At 62.0% G+C, this 17,870-nt stretch carries 16 protein-coding genes; 12 read left to right on the top strand and 4 right to left on the bottom strand.

Going from position 1 to position 17,870, the window contains the following annotated elements; genetic code table 11:
* The 5 genes from AXG89_RS18915 to AXG89_RS18895 all read left to right on the top strand — a co-directional run bounded on the left by AXG89_RS18915 (position 1) and on the right by AXG89_RS18895 (position 5,191).
* On the top strand, positions 1 to 1,656 hold the full coding sequence (locus AXG89_RS18915; RefSeq protein WP_062171604.1) for an ABC transporter permease: 1,656 nt from the start codon (positions 1 to 3) through the stop codon (positions 1,654 to 1,656).
* 6 nt (positions 1,657 to 1,662) lie between these two features.
* Positions 1,663 to 2,703, top strand: coding sequence for an ABC transporter ATP-binding protein (locus AXG89_RS18910; RefSeq protein WP_062171602.1), 1,041 nt, complete (start codon positions 1,663 to 1,665; stop codon positions 2,701 to 2,703).
* A gap of 69 nt (positions 2,704 to 2,772) precedes the next feature.
* Positions 2,773 to 3,204: a MarR family winged helix-turn-helix transcriptional regulator gene (locus AXG89_RS18905; protein ID WP_062003384.1), complete on the top strand. Its 432-nt coding sequence runs from the start codon at positions 2,773 to 2,775 to the stop codon at positions 3,202 to 3,204.
* Positions 3,205 to 3,274: 70 nt separating this feature from the next.
* Complete coding sequence (locus AXG89_RS18900) at positions 3,275 to 3,979, top strand: SDR family oxidoreductase (protein ID WP_062171600.1); 705 nt, start codon at positions 3,275 to 3,277, stop codon at positions 3,977 to 3,979.
* A gap of 15 nt (positions 3,980 to 3,994) precedes the next feature.
* On the top strand, positions 3,995 to 5,191 hold the full coding sequence (locus AXG89_RS18895; RefSeq protein ID WP_062171598.1) for a thiolase family protein: 1,197 nt from the start codon (positions 3,995 to 3,997) through the stop codon (positions 5,189 to 5,191).
* A 1-nt stretch (position 5,192) separates the two neighbouring features.
* Here AXG89_RS18895 and AXG89_RS18890 read toward each other — a convergent pair whose 3' ends face one another.
* Positions 5,193 to 6,107, bottom strand: coding sequence for a LysR family transcriptional regulator (locus AXG89_RS18890; RefSeq protein WP_062171596.1), 915 nt, complete (start codon positions 6,105 to 6,107; stop codon positions 5,193 to 5,195).
* A gap of 117 nt (positions 6,108 to 6,224) precedes the next feature.
* Between AXG89_RS18890 and AXG89_RS18885 the strand changes: the two genes are divergently transcribed.
* From AXG89_RS18885 to AXG89_RS18870, 4 genes are all read left to right on the top strand, one after another.
* Positions 6,225 to 7,046 (top strand): SDR family oxidoreductase, encoded by an 822-nt coding sequence (locus AXG89_RS18885; protein WP_062172589.1) that lies wholly within the window; start codon positions 6,225 to 6,227, stop codon positions 7,044 to 7,046.
* Between the two features lie 223 nt (positions 7,047 to 7,269).
* Positions 7,270 to 7,791: a hypothetical protein gene (locus AXG89_RS18880; protein WP_062171594.1), complete on the top strand. Its 522-nt coding sequence runs from the start codon at positions 7,270 to 7,272 to the stop codon at positions 7,789 to 7,791.
* Between the two features lie 331 nt (positions 7,792 to 8,122).
* Complete coding sequence (msrB, locus tag AXG89_RS18875) at positions 8,123 to 8,638, top strand: peptide-methionine (R)-S-oxide reductase MsrB (protein WP_062171591.1); 516 nt, start codon at positions 8,123 to 8,125, stop codon at positions 8,636 to 8,638.
* Between the two features lie 36 nt (positions 8,639 to 8,674).
* Positions 8,675 to 10,453 (top strand): cytochrome c biogenesis protein DipZ, encoded by a 1,779-nt coding sequence (locus AXG89_RS18870; RefSeq protein ID WP_062171589.1) that lies wholly within the window; start codon positions 8,675 to 8,677, stop codon positions 10,451 to 10,453.
* Between the two features lie 20 nt (positions 10,454 to 10,473).
* On the opposite strand, the gene AXG89_RS18865 is transcribed toward AXG89_RS18870, so the two are convergent.
* The 3 genes from AXG89_RS18865 to AXG89_RS18855 all read right to left on the bottom strand — a co-directional run bounded on the left by AXG89_RS18865 (position 10,474) and on the right by AXG89_RS18855 (position 13,320).
* Positions 10,474 to 11,178: a class I SAM-dependent methyltransferase gene (locus tag AXG89_RS18865; RefSeq protein WP_062003377.1), complete on the bottom strand. Its 705-nt coding sequence runs from the start codon at positions 11,176 to 11,178 to the stop codon at positions 10,474 to 10,476.
* A 69-nt stretch (positions 11,179 to 11,247) separates the two neighbouring features.
* Complete coding sequence (locus tag AXG89_RS18860) at positions 11,248 to 11,946, bottom strand: FadR/GntR family transcriptional regulator (protein WP_062171587.1); 699 nt, start codon at positions 11,944 to 11,946, stop codon at positions 11,248 to 11,250.
* A 45-nt stretch (positions 11,947 to 11,991) separates the two neighbouring features.
* A complete protein-coding gene (locus AXG89_RS18855; protein WP_062171585.1) occupies positions 11,992 to 13,320 on the bottom strand; it encodes an MFS transporter in 1,329 nt (442 codons plus the stop codon).
* 360 nt (positions 13,321 to 13,680) lie between these two features.
* Here AXG89_RS18855 and AXG89_RS18850 point away from each other — a divergent pair, with 360 nt between their 5' ends.
* The 3 genes from AXG89_RS18850 (at position 13,681) to AXG89_RS18840 (ending at position 17,870) form a co-directional block, all read left to right on the top strand.
* Positions 13,681 to 14,928 carry an MFS transporter gene (locus tag AXG89_RS18850; protein ID WP_236873475.1) on the top strand — a complete coding sequence of 416 codons (1,248 nt, stop codon included), beginning with the start codon at positions 13,681 to 13,683 and terminating at the stop codon, positions 14,926 to 14,928.
* 29 nt (positions 14,929 to 14,957) lie between these two features.
* Entirely contained in the window at positions 14,958 to 16,307 is a 1,350-nt protein-coding gene (gene gudD / locus AXG89_RS18845; RefSeq protein ID WP_062171581.1) for a glucarate dehydratase, read from the top strand.
* Between the two features lie 543 nt (positions 16,308 to 16,850).
* Positions 16,851 to 17,870 carry a LacI family DNA-binding transcriptional regulator gene (locus AXG89_RS18840; RefSeq protein WP_062171580.1) on the top strand — a complete coding sequence of 340 codons (1,020 nt, stop codon included), beginning with the start codon at positions 16,851 to 16,853 and terminating at the stop codon, positions 17,868 to 17,870.

Below are 17,870 nucleotides of genomic sequence, written 5' to 3'. Positions count from 1 at the left end.
ATGAGCGATGTCGTGAACGCCACAAGCATTCAGGCGTCGCCCCAACCCCGCGGCCGCAAACGCGCGCCGCGGGGTTTGCTCGTGGCGGCAGGGTTGTGCGCGCTGCTCGTGCTGATGCCGCTTGCTTTCACGGTTTATCGTGCAGTGACGTATGGCTGGGACGATGCGCTCGAGTTGATCTTCAGGCCGCTCGTCGGCGAATTGCTGATCAATACGTTGTCCATAACGATCAGCGCGACGCTGGTTTCGGCGGTGGTCGGCACGGCGACGGCGTGGTTTATCGAACGCACGCGTGTGCCGGGGAGGCGCTTCTGGGCTGTGCTGACGGTCGCGCCCCTTGCCATGCCTGCGTTCATCACGAGTTATGCGTGGGTATCGTTGAGCCTGGATTTGCAGGACTTCGCGGGCGCGTTGCTCGTGATATCGACCGCTTATTTTCCGCTGGTTTATTTGCCCGTTGCGGCGGCGCTGCGCGGCATGGACCCGGCGCTCGAAGAAACCGCGCGGTCGCTCGGGTGCGGACGTACCGGCGTGTTCGTTCGCGTGGTATTGCCGCAATTGCGGCCTGCGTTGCTGGGTGGAATGCTGCTTGTCGCGCTCGGCGTGCTTTCAGAATTTGGCGCGTTCACGCTGCTGCGCTTTCGCACCTTCACCACGCAAATCTACGCTGAATACCGTACGAGCTTCGACAGCAGCGGTGCTTCGGTATTTGCTTGCATCCTCATTGCGATGTGCCTGCTTTGCCTCGCGCTGGAAATGCGCGTGCGCGGCGGCGCGCGTTACGAACGCGTGGACCGCGGCGTTCGCCGCGCCGCATTGCGCTACGACCTCGGTCACTGGCGGTGGATCGTCGCCGCAGGCTTTGCCGCGCTGGCAATCGTGACGCTGGGCGTGCCGATCGGCATGATCGGTTTCTGGCTCACGCAAACCGGCGCAGCCGCGATCACGCCGGCCGAAGTGTCGCCTGCGCTGCTGGTCGAATCCACGTTGTCGTCACTAGGTTACGGTTTTGCCGCGGCAATTGTCACCACGCTCGCATGCGTGCCGCTGGCGTTCTTGCTCGTGCGTTTTCCGAGCCGTGTCGCAACCATGTTCGAGCGCACCGTCTTTCTCGCGCAAGGCTTGCCCAGCCTCGTGGTGGCGCTCGCAATCGTGTCGTTGGCGGTGCATGCGTTGCGCCCGCTCTATCAAAGCGCCACGCTGCTGGTCGTGGCCTACGCCATCTTGTTCCTGCCGCTCGCGCTCGTGAGCGTGCGCGCAGCGTTCACGCAGGCGCAGCCGCGGCTGGAAGAGACCGCTCGCTCGCTTGGGCTCGGCTGGCGCGAAACCGTGCGTCGCGTCGTGTTGCCGCTGGCCGGTCCGGGTCTCGGCGCCGGCGCGACCATGGTGTTCATCTCGGTCGTCACCGAACTCAATTCCACCCTGCTCCTGTCGCCCATCGGCACGCGCACGCTCGCAACGCAAGTATGGATCGACACCTCCACGCTCGCGTTTGCCGCCGCGGCCCCATACGCCGCGTTGCTGGTGGGCATTTCGCTGCTGGCATCGGGCACGTTGTTCGCGTTGCTCGGACGGTCCGCCGTCGCGGGCCGAGCAGGCGATATCAAGGCAGGACTTCAAATCAATGTGCAAGCCGGTTCGCCGTCTGACAAATAGAACGATATGAGCGAACTTCGCGTGACCAGCCTCACCAAATCCTTCGATGGACAAGCCGTGCTGCATGGCGTGGATCTGTCGGTGGAACGAGGCACCTTGCTGGCCCTGCTCGGACCTTCGGGCAGCGGCAAAACCACGCTGTTGCGGGTGCTTTGCGGTTTCGAACGCGCCGACGGCGGCACGGTGGAAATCGATGGCGTGCGCGTCGCCGGACCGGGCGTTCATGTGCCGTCGGAAGCACGAAGGATTGGCTACGTGCCGCAGGAAGGCGCGCTGTTCCCGCACCTTTCTGTCGCCGACAACATCGTCTTCGGGTTGCCACGTGCGCAGCGGCGGGCGCGGTATCGAGTCGATGAACTGCTTGCGCTGGTCGGTCTGCCCGCTGCGTATGGCGACCGTGCGCCGCAGGCCTTGTCGGGCGGTCAGCAGCAACGCGTGGCGTTGGCGCGCGCGCTCGCGCCGTCGCCATCGCTCGTGATGCTCGACGAGCCGTTTTCATCGCTCGATGCCGCGCTGCGTATCGAGACGCGCGAAGCCGTGACGGACGCACTCGCGGCGACCGGCGCGACAGCCGTGCTGGTCACGCACGACCAGTCCGAAGCCTTGTCGCTTGGGCGCGAGGTCGCCGTGCTGTGGCGCGGGCGGCTGGTGCAGACGGATACGCCGGAGGCGGTGTACCGGCGGCCGGTATCGCGGGAACTGGCGAGTTTTGTCGGCGATGCGGTGATCGTGCCGGGATCGATTGTTTCCGGCGATCCGATGCACGTGCGCTGCGAATTCGGTACGTTGCCCATCACGCGTGCGGTTGCAGCAAGCGATGTCGACGTAATGATCCGCCCCGGACAAATCCGCATTACGGATCACGGCGATGTGCACGCGACCGTCGAAAAAGTCGTCTTTTATGGCCACGATGCCAGCGTCATGCTGCGCTCGGACGGCGGTTCACACGGCATGCAGATCCGCGTGGCGGGGTATTCGTATCCGCGTTTGGGCGAGCGGGTGGGGTTGTCCGTGGAAGGCGATGTGATGGCTTATCCGCGCACCTGATGACGCGCGTCAAAACATCGAATTGGTGCCAGCTTGACAAAGTGCATATGCACAAACTACTCTGTGCGTATGACTTCCCCTGAATTGTCCTATCTCGACTGCAATTGTTTCGCCATCCGCCAGGCGGCGCGCTTCGTCTCGCAGCTTTACGAGCGCCACGTCGGGCAGGCAGGCGTGACGGCCGCGCAGTACACGCTCCTCGCCGCCATTCACCGGCGGCCAGGGACGACCATGGCCGAACTCGCTGATGCAATGGTGATGGAGCGCACCACGCTGGTTCGCGCGCTGAAGCCTTTGCAACGCGATGGTCTGGTCACGGCCGACCAGCAAGACGCCGGCACGCGCGCCGTGGCGCTGAATCTCACCGAAGGCGGTAAAAAAACGCTTGGCGAAGCCGCTTTGCGCTGGCACGAGGCGCAAAAGGAATTCGAAGAGAAATTCGGCCGGGACCGCGCGAGGGAGTTGAGGAAGTCATTGCTGGAACTGACATCGATGGAATGAAACGAAGGCCCGGCATAACGCCGGGCGTTTTTTTAATGCATTTAGTGCATATACACTTGATGGAGCTGACATGGAAATCAAAGGCAAGGTAGTTCTGGTTACAGGCGCGAATCGCGGCTTGGGCGAGCAGTTCGCAAAGGCACTGCTGGCAGCAGGTGCATCCAAGGTCTATGCAACGGCGCGCGATAAATCCGCCATCAAGATTCCCGGCGTGGAAGCCGTCCAGCTCGACGTGACGAACGCGCAAAGCATCGCCGCCGCGGCCGACCGGCTGACCGACGTGCAGATCGTCATCAACAATGCGGGCGCGATCATCGGCGGCTCGCTGCTGGACGCGGGTTCCATCGATGCCGCCCGCTCATTGTTCGAAACCAATGTGATCGGCCCACTCGCCGTCACGCAGGCGTTCGCGCCGGCCTTGAAGCGCAACGGCGGCGGCGCGGTGGTCAATATCCTGTCGGTGCTGAGCTGGCTGACTATCGATGGAACGGGTGCCTATAGCGCGTCCAAATCGGCCGTATGGGCGATCACGAACGGCCTGCGGACCGAACTGCGCGGCCAGGGCACGCTGGTGGTCGGCGTGCACCCGGCTTTTATCGATACTGACATGACCGCCGGCATCAATGCACCCAAAACCACGCCGCAAGAAGTCGTGCGCCAAGTGCTGGAAGGCATCGAGCAGGGCAAGGAGGAGATTCTCGTCGATGACGTCGGCCGCAACGTGAAGGGATCGCTGTCTTCCGCAACGCCTGCCTACCTGACGCCCGCCCACTAAAACGGGAGAACCACCATGAGTACGCAAAGCCAGTCACGCGAGATCGTGTTGTGCGCGCCGGTCAGAACGGCAATCGGCGCGTTCAACGGCACGCTGAAAGGCACGAGCGCGACCGACCTCGGCGCAGCCGTGATCCGGGAGACGCTGCAGCGTTCGGGCGTCGCGCCGGAGAAGGTCGATTCAGTCACGTTCGGCAACGTGATCCAGGCGGGAAATCGCATGAATCCCGCGCGACAGGCGGCGGTGAATGGTGGTTTGCCGGTTTCCGTTCCCGCGCTGACCGTGAACCGTGTATGCGGATCGGGCGCGCAGGCGGTGGTATCGGCGGCGAACGAAATCAGCGCGGGATTCGTGCAGCTCGCGGTGGCAGGCGGCATGGAGAACATGGACCGCGCGCCGTACTTGCTCGATAACGGTCGGTTCGGATATCGCATGGGCAACGCGGAAATCCACGACAGCATGCTGCGCGACGGTCTGGACGATGCCTTTTCGGGCAAGCATTCCGGCTGGCACACGGAAGACCTCGTGACGCAGATGGACATCACGCGCGAGGCGCAGGACCGCTTTGCCGAGCGTTCGCAGCAGCGGTTCACATCGGCTGAAGCGAAGGGGTTTTTCAAAGCGGAGATCGTCGGGCTGGACGTGAAGGCGGGCAAGCAAACTGTCTTATTCGATACCGACGAACAACCGCGCCCCGACACCACCCTAGCGACACTTTCGAAGCTCCGCCCCGCATTTCGTCCGGACGGCACGATCACAGCGGGTAACGCGCCAGGCCTTAACAGCGGCGCGGCGGCCATGCTTGTTGCGGACCGTGCGTTTGCGGATCGCAATGGGATCGCGGCATCGGTGCGGCTCGTGGCTTATGGCATCGCGGCAGTCGAACCCGGCATGTTCGGACTCGGACCAGTGCCGGCCGTGCAGCAGGCACTGGATCGCGCGGGCTGGAAGCTGGGCGACCTCGAGCGCATCGAGATCAACGAGGCGTTCGCTGCCGTGCCCATTGCGGTTGCGCGCACGCTCGGTCTGCCCGATGACATCGTGAATCCGGAAGGCGGCGCGATCGCCCATGGACACGCGATCGGCGCGACGGGCGCGGTGCTGGTCACGCGCCTAGTCCACGCGATGAAACGCGACGGCCTCAGGCGCGCAATGGTGACCTTGTGTATTGGCGGCGGGCAGGGCATTGCACTGGCGCTTGAAAGCCTTTGATCTAGGCGCGTGCCGGCGCTGGATTGAACTCGCGGATGATATCGATAAATGCGCGCAATCCCGCCGGCACATGCCGATGCCCCGGGTAATACAAGCACAACCTCGGACCCGGCGGCGACCAGTCTTCCAGCACGCGTACAAGGCGGCCCGAAGCGATGTCTTTCCCCACCGCCCATTCGCTCAGCCACGCGAGGCCGGCGCCGTTCAGCGCGGCGTCGAGCATCAGGTGATGGTTATCGAGCGTGAGAGCGCCTTTGACATCGATCTGGATACGCTCGCCGCGCTTCTCGAAATCCCATTTGTACACGCCGCCGCTTGAATAACGCGCGCGGATGCATTCGTGCGCGAGCAGGTCGTCGGGCACTTTGGGGCGGCGTTTCTTCGTCTTCGTGAAGTATTCGGGCGATGCCACCACGGCAAAGCGCACCGGCCGGCTGCACGGCACCGCGATCATGTCCTGGGGCACCATGTCGAGCACACGGACACCGGCATCGAAACCTTCCGCGACGATATCGACCAGCCGTCCCTCGGTCACGATATCCAGTTTCATATCCGGATACCGAGCGAGAAACGCGTAGGCGACGGGCTGCATCAGCTCCAGCGCCGCACCTTCTGATGCATTGATGCGCAGCGTTCCCGCCGGCGTTTCGCGATGCAGGTTTGCGTCTTCCATGGCCGCCGAGATTTCGCGCAGCGCCGGGGTGACGCGTGCGAGAAACTGCTCGCCCGCCTCGGTGAGCGAGACGCTGCGCGTGGTCCGATGAAACAGCCGCACGCCCATGCGCTGCTCCAGCGCCGCGACCGCGTGGCTCAACGCCGATGGCGACATGCCAAGTTCCGCCGCCGCGCCACGAAAACTTCGATGCGCGGCGACCGCCGTCACTGCGCTCAACTCGGTCAGGCCGGTTCGGCTCATTTGGAACTCATTGTGCTGTTTTCTGCATCAACCCGTGCAGCGCTGTGCGTATTGTCTCACTGATCACCGGACCTTATTGTGATCGCGTCTTTTCATCCACTGAGGGAATTCGCGATCATGAGCAAGACCGTTTTGATTACCGGGGCATCGTCGGGCATTGGCCGGGCGAGTGTGGGCTTGTTTGCCGCAAAGGGCTGGAACGTCATCGCGACAATGCGCCAGCCGGACGCGGCGCTTGCCGCCGATAACGTCTTCGTCACGCGCCTCGATGTCCAGGATACCGGCAGCATTCACGCTGCAGTCGATGCGGGCATCGCGCGGTTCGGGGGGATCGACGCGCTCGTCAACAACGCGGGATACGGGCAGTACGGTTTGTTCGAAGCGCTGTCGCGCGAAGACATCCAGACGCAGTTCGACGTCAACGTGTTCGGCGTCATGGATGTCACACGCGCGGTGCTGCCGCATTTCCGGGCGCGCAAAAGCGGAGTGATCGTGAACGTCAGTTCGGGTGCGGGCATTTTCACCTTGCCCATGATCTCGCTCTATTGCGCCAGCAAATTCGCGCTGGAAGGATTTTCGGAGGCGTTGTCGTATGAACTTGGGTCACAGGGAATCGGCGTGAAGCTCGTGATCCCGCACGGCGGTGTGACCAGCACGAACTTCAACGCTCGCTCGCTGGAAAGCCATGTGCAGGAAGAAAAGCCTGGCAGTTACGATGGTTTTGTCGAACGCACGGCGGCGGCTTTTGGCGCGCTGGCCGCGGCGAGCACCATTCGCGCGGACGATGTCGCGGCGCTCATCCACGAGGCCGCAACCGATGGCACGGACCGGCTGCGTTATCTCATCGGCGATGATTCGCGTGGTTTTGTAAAAGCGCGCCGCACCCTGCTGGATCAGGATTACATTGACTTCATGCGAGCGAAGTTTCCCTTGGTTTAAGGGTTTTCACGCAACGGACCATGAGTCGACGCGCGAAGAAAAGCGGTCCAGCACGCGAAACAGGCCAGAAATGCGAAGACTTGGCGGATTTCGGCGATAGTCTTTCGCACGGGCCCGATGCACCGACAGTATGGTGAAAGCTCGTTTGACCGCGCCCGACCGGCTGTCCGGCTGGCGCGGTCTGGCCGGGTAAGGCCGATCCTGTTTCCGGAGTGCATGAGCTATGAGAGTTTCCCTGTTTGCCGGCGTTGCCATGTTGTGCGTGGGCGCAAGCGCGTTCGCCCAGCAGCCGCCCGCGTTTCCGATGCGCAGTCAAAATTCGGCGCAAGTGAGTATCGATAACGCCATGTGCTATGGCTACGCCAACCAGCACACGGGCGTGAACATGGCGAAGGTGTCACAAGTGCCGATCAAACCGCAGGCGACCAAGCCTGGCGCCGTGAAGCAGGTCGCGGTGGCGGCGCCGTTGCCATCGGCGATGGCTTCCGGGGCTTCCGCGGTTTACCCGGCATCCGCTACGGGCAAGGCTTCGGCTTCGGCTTCAGCGCCGGTGATGGCGTCCGGATCGGCATCGGCATCGGCCGCCAGACCGGGCGTCGCCTCCGATGCACGCGCCGTCGCGAACGCAAGTTCTTCATCCACCGATGCCCCCATGCCCGCGCTGCCTCCGCCCGAGCCGCCCATGGTCCAGTATTGGCGCGCATATAGCGAATGCATGACCGAGCGCGGTTACATGGTCAAGTGACCGCTCAACGTCTTTAACTGCTTGTTGATTGCGCCCGGTTCCGGGCGCAATTCATTTCTGCTCCCGCCCTGCACGACACATCGCCGAATCAGGCGTAACGCTGTATTTAATAAAATATAACGTGGCGATTGATAATTTCGATCGTTGCAATGTAACCGTCCGCGCCTTGACGACGAATTAGCTAACAGAAGCATCTGAACGCGGGCTGTTTTCAAGTCAAATACATTTCCACGCGGTCAGGGATTAAACGCGCTTCAAATGTGTTTGCGTATTTATCCGCATGTCAAACGTTGTATTTGCTCAAGCAGCGAGTCTTGTCAAGGAGCACACCATGACCACCAGACGCCGTTTTTTATTTGCGAGCAGCACGTTGGCGGCAGCCGCTTTCGCCGCGTTCAGGCAACGCGATGTCCCGGGCGTGAGTCCGGCTTTGGCGGCCGACGCGAACGAGACGTTCGAGGTCGTTCATACCGATGATCAGTGGCGCAGCACGCTGACATCGGCGCAATACAACGTGTTGCGGCACGAAGGCACGGAGCGGCCCTATAGCAGTCCGCTCAACGCGGAGCATCGCAATGGCGTGTTCTCGTGCGCGGGATGCCAGCTCGATGCGTTTTCGTCGCGCACGAAATTCGAAAGCCACACCGGCTGGCCGAGCTTCTGGGCGCCGCTCGATCATGCGGTCGCCACGCACGAGGACCTGTCGTTCGGGGTGTCGCGCACTGAAGTTCATTGCCGGCGTTGCGGCGGCCATCTCGGTCATGTCTTTAATGACGGCCCCAAACCCACCGGCCTTCGATACTGCATGAACGGCCTGGCGATGAACTTCAAACCGAGTGTCGCCTGAGCGCCGCACAGTCCTAATTTTCGAGATCCTTAGCCCATGTTGCTTATCATCCTGGCTTACCTTGGCGGCGCGCTCACTATCCTGAGTCCGTGCATCTTGCCTGTCCTGCCTTTCGTTTTTTCTCGCGCGGACCAGCCGTTCGTGCGCAGCGGATTGCCGTTGCTCGCCGGCATGGCGCTTACTTTTGCAGCCGTGGCGACGCTCGCGGCCGTCGGCGGCGGCTGGGTCACACAAGCGAACCAGTATGGCCGTTGGCTCGCGGTCGCGTTGCTCGGCATCTTCGGCCTGACGCTGCTGCTGCCGAGTTTTGCTGAACGCGTGATGCGCCCGTTCGTGAGCGCAGGCAACCGTCTCACGCAATTCGCGCAGGCGGACGGACAGCAGGTCAGCGCAGGTTCATCGTTTTTGCTGGGCATCGCGACGGGATTGTTGTGGGCGCCTTGCGCCGGCCCCATCCTCGGTCTCGTTCTGACGGGCGCCGCGCTGCGCGGCGCGAGCGTCGGCACGACCTTGCTGCTCGCGGCGTATGCGGCGGGCGCGGCGACATCGCTTGCGGTGGCGTTGCTGATCGGCGGACGCGTGTTTGCAGCCATGAAACGGTCGCTGGGCGCAGGCGAGTGGATCCGGCGCGGCATTGGCGCTGCGATGTTGCTCGGCGTTGTTGCGATATCGCTCGGACTCGATACCGGCGTGCTCGCGCGGGTTTCGACCGTTGCGACGGGTGGGCTGGAGCAAAAGCTGGTCGATCGGTTTTCGCCGGCTTCAACGCCAGCGCCGGCAAGCGCGCCAAGCACAGCCGATACGGCCAAGCCGCCCGCAATGATGCGCGCCACCTTCGACACCCCGCTACCAGTCGAAGGCCAGTTGCCGCCGCTATCCGGCGCGGTCCAATGGCTCAATTCGGCGCCGTTGAGCGCGGAGGATCTGCGCGGCAAGGTCGTGCTCGTCGACTTCTGGACCTACTCGTGCATCAACTGCCTGCGTTCCCTGCCGTATGTGAAAGCGTGGGCAGAGAAGTATCGCGACAAGGGGCTCGTCGTGATCGGCGTGCATGCGCCCGAGTTCGCGTTCGAACGCAATATCGATAACGTCAAACGTTCCGTGCATGACCTGGGTATCGATTATCCGGTGGCTATCGATAACAACTACGCGATCTGGCGTGCGTTTGGCAACCAGTACTGGCCGGCGCATTATTTTATCGATGCAAAGGGACAAGTTCGCTTTCATCACTTCGGCGAGGGCGATTATGCGCACTCCGAAGAAGTGATCCAGCAGTTGCTCAAGGAAGCCGGCCATAACGACGTCGGCCCGGCCATTACCAACACGGACGCCAAAGGCGTGCAGCAATCCGCCGATAACGCCGACATGCGGTCACCGGAAACCTACGTTGGTTATGAGCGAGCGGAAAACTTCGCGGGGAACGGCGGCGAGGCGCACGACAAGGTCCACACGTACGCGGCGCCCGGCGAGCTTTCGTTGAATGACTGGGGACTCGCCGGCGCATGGAAAGTGGGCGCGCAAGAGGCTTCGCTCGCGCAATCGAACGGGACGATCGTGTATCGGTTCCACGCGCGGGACTTGCATCTCGTGCTTGGGCCGGGCAAGGACGGCAAGCCCGTCAGGTTCCGTGTATCGATAGACGGCGCCGCTCCCGGCGACGCCCACGGCACCGACGTCGCCGCGAACGGCACGGGCACGGTAACCGAGCAGCGCCTGTATCAGCTCGTGCGGCAACCGGGCGATGTGAAGGACCGGACGTTCAGCATCGAATTCCTCGACGCCGGCGTGGAGGCTTATGCGTTCACGTTTGGCTGAGGCTGCTGCGTTGCGGCAGTTCAGTTGTCATTAAGCCGGTAGATCAGCAGGCGGCCCTTGTAAGCGGCCGTTTCTTGGAAGGCGACGCGATCGAGGCGTTCCTCGCGCATCCGGAAGCCGCGGTCGCCCATCTGCCGGTTGAACGCGGCGCGGTTGCCGCGGTCAGGGTCCACGATCCAGACTTCGGCGCAAGGCAACGCATGCAAGCCGATAAACGCCGCAAGCGTCGCGTTGGCATCGCGTTCGTAGAGCAGGTCGCTGCCCATGATCAGGTCGTAACGGCCATTGACGATACTGCGTCCCGCCGTATCTGCCAGCGTGCCGGCAAGTTCGGGGATGGACCAGTTGCCGTGCAGGTATTTCATCGGCGGGAGGTCGTTCAGGCGCAGGTTTTCATCGAGGAAACTTGCCGTCAGCGGATGGCAATCGCTTGCCGTGACATCCGCCCCTCGCCGGTGCCCCACAAGACTCGCGAGCGCAAGGCCGCAGCCGATTTCGAGGATTCGCTCGGTGGCGAGCACGGGACGCAGCGCGAGCCGCGCGGCCAGATGCGCGCCCGATGGCCACAGCATGCCGAAAAGCGGCCACATCGCGGACGAGATGCCGATGCGTTCGGCGTCGCCCAAAGGGTCGGAGAATTGCTGCAGGTCGAGCAGCGAACGGATGATGAGGTCGTCGACGCCCGTGACGGTGATGTTTTGCTGCTTGGTCAGATAACCGGGCATTGAACGGGACGGGAGGGAGCGGGGACGTAGTATGCGCCCGTTTCCCGTTTGCACCGCGGATTTGGTTTTTCAGATCTGCGCGTGCGCCCGCCGCAGTCTTTCGCGGCTGTTGCTCAGGTGCATCCGCATTGCGGCGCGGGCATCGTCGGCATCCTGGCGCACGATCGCCCGGTAAATCTGCTGATGCTCCGCCAGGACGCTGCGAAGATGAACGACACGGTCAAGCTCCGCAATTTCCGTCGATCCCAGCCGCGTGCGCGGACTTACTGCACGGCCTAGCTGGCTTAGGACATCGAAGAAATAACGATTCCCGCTCGCACGTGCAATCTGGATGTGGAACTCCACGTCGTGTGCCACCACGTCCGTGCTGCCGCGTTCGAGCTCGGCCTCGAAGCGCGTGAGCGCTGCATCGATCAGTTTCAGATGCTGTTGCGTGCGCCTGCCCGCGGCAAGACCCGCCGCTGCGGCTTCCATATCGATGCGGAACTCGATGATGGCCATGACATCCAGCATGTCCGACAGGTCGGATGCCGGCAAACGCAACGTCTCCGCCTGGTTCGCATCCAGGATGAACGTGCCGATCCCGTGACGCGTCTCCACTATCTTCGCAGCCTGAAGGCGCGACATCGCTTCCCGCACGACTGAACGGCTGACCGACAATTGCTTCATCAGCGCGACTTCAGTCGGAACCTTGTCGCCTGGGCGCAGCGTGCCGCGCTGGATATCGCCGGACACGGTTGCAATGACTTTTTCGGTGAGGATGCTCATGTATGCGGCTCCAGCTTTGCGATGAACGGAGTCATTCGACCAGACTTACTTGTTGACCAGACGAGCTGGCGTGACCAGCGACAGCAAGCCACCCAGCAGCATGAAACCTGCCAGCAAGAACATGCCGGCCGACGTGCTGTGCGTGCGCACGGTGAGATAACCGAACAACGAAGGCGAGAACAGGCCGGCAAGGTTGCCGAGCGAACTGATCATAGCGATGCCGGCGGCCGCGGCGCTACCGCTCAGCAAGGCAGTGGGTTGGGCCCAGAGCAGCGGTGCGACTGCAAACACGCACATGGAGGCTGCGGTCATGGTGACGATCGTCATCGTGAGGTCGTTGCTCCAGACCGTGCTCAACGCAAGAAGCGCGGCCCCGCCAAACGCGGGGAGCGCCAGATGCCAGCGGCGTTCGCGCCGTTTATCGGAGCTCATCGACAACGCGATCATTGCAACTGCGGCGAAGGCGTAAGGGATGGCGGTCAGGAGACCCACGCTCAGCGAGCTCCCATGGCCTGCACGCTGCACGATGGTCGGCAACCAGAAGCTGATGCCCATGTTTCCCGTAGCAAACGCGAAGAGCATCAGGCTCATCAGCCATATGCGCGGATTGGTGAACACGCTGCTGGTGTTCGCGCTTGGTTTCTCGGCATTTTCGGTTGCGATATTCCGCGCGATCACGCGCTTTTGATCGTCGGTCAGCCACCTGGCGTCGTTCACGCGATCAGGAAGCACGAACCATATGACCACGCCGATCGCAACAGCCGGCAGCGCCTCGATGAAGAAGAGCCATTGCCAGCCGTGCAGCCCGGACATGCCGGCAAAGCGCTGCATGATCCAGCCTGAAAGCGGGCCGCCGACCAGTCCGGAAATGGGCAGGGCGGCCATGAACAGGGCTACGATGCGCCCGCGCCGGTGAGCCGGATACCAGTAGGTGAGGTACAGGATGATGCCTGGAAACAGGCCGCATTCGGCCATGCCGAGCAGCAATCGCAGCGCATAGAACGACGCGGGCGTGCGCACGAACAGCATGCACATGGAGACGAGTCCCCACGATACCGCGATCCGAGCGATCCACCGGCGCGCGCCCACGCGATGCATGATCAGGTTGCTCGGTACTTCGAAGATCGCGTACGCAAGGTAGAAGATGCCCGCGCCGAATCCGTACACCGCGTCGCTGAAACCGAGATCGGAGGCCATCTGGAGCTTGGCTAGACCGACATTGATGCGGTCCAGGTAGGCGATGCAGAACGCTGTCAGCAGCACGGGCAGTAGTCTGCGCGTGATTAACGAGTAGATCTCGTTTTCACCGGTCAGGCTTGAATCTGCGGTTCCGGGATTGCGTTGTGCGGCGCTTGCAGCCGTTTGGGTTTCCATGTCGTCTCCAGCTAAAGACATCTACGTTAATTGTCATCAGACGTCCTAGTTCATCTGCGGCGAACTTTGCGTTTGAGCGAGTATATTGCTTATGGCCCTGTTGCTGTTAGTTAGCCGGATAGGGTAAACACGACATTGGACGAATTTTCACCGAAGAGTAGACTGTCGTCAGACGACATATAGACGACTTGTTGGTTTTGAACCGGCTGTCGAGCGCGCGGCGTTCCGAGTAAGACCAGAGCCGTCGATACGGCACATTTGGAGACAATCTTGACGCCCGCTTTACACACGCCCACAAACCATGTGCTCGAATCGGCTGTATCGAAGGTAAAGCGCCATGTCTTGCCGCTTGTCCTGATCATGTTCATTGCGAACTACATCGACCGGGTGAACATCGGCTTCGTCAATTCGCACATGCAGGCGGATCTCGGCATCGGGGCTGCGGCTTATGGCCTGGGAAGCGGGCTGTTTTTCATCGGCTATGCGCTCTTCGAGGTGCCCTCCAATGTCCTGATGCAGCGATACGGCGCACGCGTCTGGCTGACGCGGATCATGGGGACGTGGGGCATCGTCGCGGCAGCGATGGCGTTTGTCTGGAACGACACGTCGTTCTACGTGCTGCGCTTCTTGCTCGGTATCGCTGAAGCGGGGTTCTTTCCGGGCGTCGTGTTCTACTTCACGCAATGGCTTCCGCAGAAAGAGCGCGGCAAGGCCGTTGCCGTGTTCCTCGGCGGTTCGGCGCTGGCATCGGTCCTGTCGGGTCCGATCACCGGTTCGCTTCTCTCCATTCGCGGCTTCGGGCTTCACGGCTGGCAGTGGATGTTTCTGATCGAAGGCGGATTCTCGATTGTGCTGTGCGGCGTGAGCTGGATGCTGCTCAAGTCGCATATCAGCGACGCGAAATGGCTCAGTCCTGCTGAGCAAACCGCGCTTTCAAGTTCGATCGCGAACGAACAGGCCGAGCGCGAAGCGGTGGGCGGCGGCCACCATCTGCCCACGCTCAAGCTTCTCAAGGACCCGCAGATCCTGCTTTTCTGCCTGCTTTACTTTGCAATCCAACTGACCATTTATGCGGCAACGTTCTGGTTGCCGACCATCATTCGAAAGATGGGCGGACTGAGCGATTTCCAGGTCGGCATGTTCAACGCGGTGCCGTGGCTGATCGCGATGGCCGCAATGTATTGCTTCGCGCTTCTCTCCGCCAGATGGCGCTTTCAGCAAGCATGGCTTGCCGCCGCGCTGGTCGTAGCCGCGTGCGGACTGTTTGCATCGACGTCGGGGAATCCGGTTTTGTCGTTTGTCGCGATCTGTTTTTCAGCGATCGGTTTCAAGGCAGCTGCTTCATTGTTCTGGCCGATTCCGCAGGGTTACCTCGATGCCCGCGTGGCCGCCGGCGTGATTGCGTTGATCAACTCGGTAGGCAATCTCGGCGGCTTTTTTGCGCCGGCTACCTTCGGTTATTTGCAGCAACATACCGGCTCGATCACGGGCGGACTCTACGGCCTCGGCTTCGCTTCACTGATTGCTGCCGCCGCTTGCTTCCTGACACGTAACCGCCGGATCAATCGCGATGAAATGGGCGGCCACATACCGAGCAAAGCGCTTTGATCCCTTCACCTTTTCGGGTCTTAAATACCATGTCGATGACTTCAGTCAAACCCAACGCCACCCCGACCGTCACCGAATTGCGCGTCGTTCCCGTCGCCGGCCGCGACAGCATGCTGATGAACCTGAGCGGCGCGCACGGTCCGTTCTTCACGCGCAACATCGTGATCCTCACCGATAGCGCCGGCAACACCGGCGTAGGCGAAGTGCCGGGCGGCGAGTCGATCCGCAAGACCATCGACGACGCACGCCCCTTGGTTGTCGGTCAATCCATCGGCAATTTGCAGGCGATCCTCAACAAGGCGCGCACCCAGTTCGCCGACCGCGATTCAGGCGGCCGTGGTCTGCAAACCTTCGACCTGCGCACCACGATCCACGCCGTCACGGCACTCGAGGCCGCGCTGCTCGACTTGCTCGGTCAGCACCTCGGTGTACCGGTCGCGGCGCTTTTGGGCGAAGGCCAGCAACGCGACGAAGTCGAGATGCTTGGTTATCTGTTCTACATCGGCGACCGCAACAAGACGGATCTGCCGTACGCGAGCGGCACCGATGGCAACGACGACTGGGACCGCTTGCGCACTGAAGAAGCGATGACCCCCGAAGCCGTTGTCCGGCTCGCCGAAGCGGCGCAGGCGCGTTATGGTTTCAACGATTTCAAGCTGAAGGGCGGCGTCCTTTCCGGCGATGCCGAGATCGAAGCCGTCACTGCATTGGCTGAACGCTTTCCGAAGGCACGCGTCACGCTCGACCCGAACGGCGCGTGGTCCCTGGCCGAGGCGATCCGTCTGTGCCGCGACCAGCACCATGTCCTGGCATACGCAGAAGACCCATGTGGCGCGGAAAACGGCTATTCGGGACGAGAAGTCATGGCCGAATTCCGCCGTGCGACGGGTTTGCCGACTGCCACCAACATGATTGCGACTGACTGGCGCCAGATGGGCCATGCGATCCAGTTGCAGTCCGTCGATATCCCGCTTGCCGACCCGCATTTCTGGACGATGCAGGGTTCGGTTCGCGTTGCGCAGATGTGCAACGAGTGGGGACTTACATGGGGATCGCATTCGAACAACCACTTCGACATTTCGCTTGCGATGTTCACGCAAGTAGCGGCGGCGGCGCCGGGAAAAATCACGGCGATCGATACCCATTGGATCTGGCAGGACGGCCAGCGCCTGACGCGCAAACCGCTGCAAATCGTTGGGGGGAAGGTGAGGGTACCGGAGCAACCGGGCTTGGGCGTTGAACTCGACATGGATGAGCTTGCGAAGGCGAACGCGCTTTACGAGCAGCATGGGCTTGGGGCGAGAGATGACGGCGTAGCGATGCAGTTCCTGATTCCGAACTGGAAGTTCCACAACAAGAAACCGAGCCTGGTGCGATAGGGAGTTTCACTCCGCATTGCGCCCTCAACGCGGGGTGGGCCATAAATTTCCTTGGACAGGCACCTGTAAACCAGTGCCGCCAACCTTCGTTTGGGCGCCAGTGCGCGTAGCGCGGAAGCCTGGTTAACGGATTCCCACACTGGTGGCGAAGCGTGTGGGCTGCTGTTGACGGAGGGGGAGGGTTTCAAGTGTTCTTGATTGCGGCGTCGAGCGTTCTTCTGAAGTACCAAACAGATAAATGTGCACGCTCGGGACACTTATGAGCCATCGGTGGAGAGGCGTTTTCTTTGCTTCGTTTCTTTTTCGCCGTTGGAAAAAGAAATGAAGTCCCGCCACGGACAGTGGCTAATAGTGCTAAAGAAATCAGCCAAAATAAACCGCGCGTCAGCGTAAAAAGCAGCAACCCAGCACCAAGTCCACCCCTCAAAAAACCCAAGTGCCAACGCCCCACCCTTGGCGTTTGTCCCTATCGCTAACCCCCCAACCCCGCCCAATAATGTAATCCATTACATCCCCCCATCGTGCGAACGAAAACCCTCGCCCATGCCCGAATCGTTTCGCATCGCCGATGAAATCTCGATCTCCGATGTCGCGCGGAAGGCGGGCGTATCCGTCGCAACGGTCTCCCGCGTGCTCAACGGCCACACCAACGTGCGCGAGCCGACCCGCGAAAGGGTCCTGGCGGCGATCGCATCGAGTGGCTACCGTGTCAACGAACTTGCCCGCAACCTGCGCACTGCAGAAAGCCGCCTGCTGCTCACCATGGTCCCGGACTTCGGCAACCCGTTCTACTCGGCGATCGTGCAAGGCATAGACAGCATCGCGCGCCAGAACGGCTACTTCATGCTGCTGTGCGACACGGGTGCGGACCCTGGCCGCGAGCGCAGCTACTTCGACTTGCTGCGCGGCCGCCGCGCCGACGGCGCCATTTGCCTGGACCCGGCCGCCGTGCAAAAAGCCCTCGCCGAAGAAGCATCGGCGCTCCCCTGGGTCGCATGCTGCGAGTTCGACCCGGCGGCGGGCGTGCCCTACGTAGGCATCGATAATCACAAGGCAGCCGGCGATGCCGTGCGCCATCTCCTCAGCCGCGGTCACAAGAAGATTGCGCTGATCAATTCGGGCCACGGTTATCTGTACGGGCGGCAGCGCGCGGAAGGCTACAGGGATGCATTGAGCGCGGCGGGTATCGATGCCGATCCGGCATGGCACATCGACCTTGATACGCTCGATTACGCCGCGGGCGAAGCCGCCGCACACACGCTCGCACGCCTTCGACGCAACCGTCCGACGGCCGTGTTCGCCGTGTCGGATACCCTGGCAATCGGTGTGATCAACGGCTTGCGCAGCGCTGGCCTGCACGTCCCCGACGACATGGCGGTGATGGGCTTCGATGACATCGCCGTCGCCGCGCAAATCGACCCGCCGCTTACAACGGTCGCGCAGCCCATGCGCGAGCTCGGCGAGACAGCGGCGAACCTGCTGCTCAAGCGCCTGCGCGATCCGCATGCAGACGTGCCCGGCGTGGTGCTGCCGCACAAGCTGATGATTCGAAGGAGCGCGTGA

Source organism: Burkholderia sp. PAMC 26561, assembly GCF_001557535.2.
Classification (GTDB): Bacteria; Pseudomonadota; Gammaproteobacteria; order Burkholderiales; family Burkholderiaceae; genus Caballeronia.
Note: the sequence above shows the minus strand (reverse complement) of the source record. Positions and strands in the feature narration are given on the sequence as shown.

Coding starts and splice junctions, on each gene's coding strand:
- AXG89_RS18915 (WP_062171604.1), top strand. CDS start 1: ATGAGCGATGTCGTGAACGCCACAAGCATTCAGGCGTCGCCCCAACCC.
- AXG89_RS18910 (WP_062171602.1), top strand. CDS start 1,663: ATGAGCGAACTTCGCGTGACCAGCCTCACCAAATCCTTCGATGGACAA.
- AXG89_RS18905 (WP_062003384.1), top strand. CDS start 2,773: ATGACTTCCCCTGAATTGTCCTATCTCGACTGCAATTGTTTCGCCATC.
- AXG89_RS18900 (WP_062171600.1), top strand. CDS start 3,275: ATGGAAATCAAAGGCAAGGTAGTTCTGGTTACAGGCGCGAATCGCGGC.
- AXG89_RS18895 (WP_062171598.1), top strand. CDS start 3,995: ATGAGTACGCAAAGCCAGTCACGCGAGATCGTGTTGTGCGCGCCGGTC.
- AXG89_RS18890 (WP_062171596.1), bottom strand. CDS start 6,107: ATGAGCCGAACCGGCCTGACCGAGTTGAGCGCAGTGACGGCGGTCGCC.
- AXG89_RS18885 (WP_062172589.1), top strand. CDS start 6,225: ATGAGCAAGACCGTTTTGATTACCGGGGCATCGTCGGGCATTGGCCGG.
- AXG89_RS18880 (WP_062171594.1), top strand. CDS start 7,270: ATGAGAGTTTCCCTGTTTGCCGGCGTTGCCATGTTGTGCGTGGGCGCA.
- msrB (WP_062171591.1), top strand. CDS start 8,123: ATGACCACCAGACGCCGTTTTTTATTTGCGAGCAGCACGTTGGCGGCA.
- AXG89_RS18870 (WP_062171589.1), top strand. CDS start 8,675: ATGTTGCTTATCATCCTGGCTTACCTTGGCGGCGCGCTCACTATCCTG.
- AXG89_RS18865 (WP_062003377.1), bottom strand. CDS start 11,178: ATGCCCGGTTATCTGACCAAGCAGCAAAACATCACCGTCACGGGCGTC.
- AXG89_RS18860 (WP_062171587.1), bottom strand. CDS start 11,946: ATGAGCATCCTCACCGAAAAAGTCATTGCAACCGTGTCCGGCGATATC.
- AXG89_RS18855 (WP_062171585.1), bottom strand. CDS start 13,320: ATGGAAACCCAAACGGCTGCAAGCGCCGCACAACGCAATCCCGGAACC.
- AXG89_RS18850 (WP_236873475.1), top strand. CDS start 13,681: ATGTTCATTGCGAACTACATCGACCGGGTGAACATCGGCTTCGTCAAT.
- gudD (WP_062171581.1), top strand. CDS start 14,958: ATGTCGATGACTTCAGTCAAACCCAACGCCACCCCGACCGTCACCGAA.
- AXG89_RS18840 (WP_062171580.1), top strand. CDS start 16,851: ATGCCCGAATCGTTTCGCATCGCCGATGAAATCTCGATCTCCGATGTC.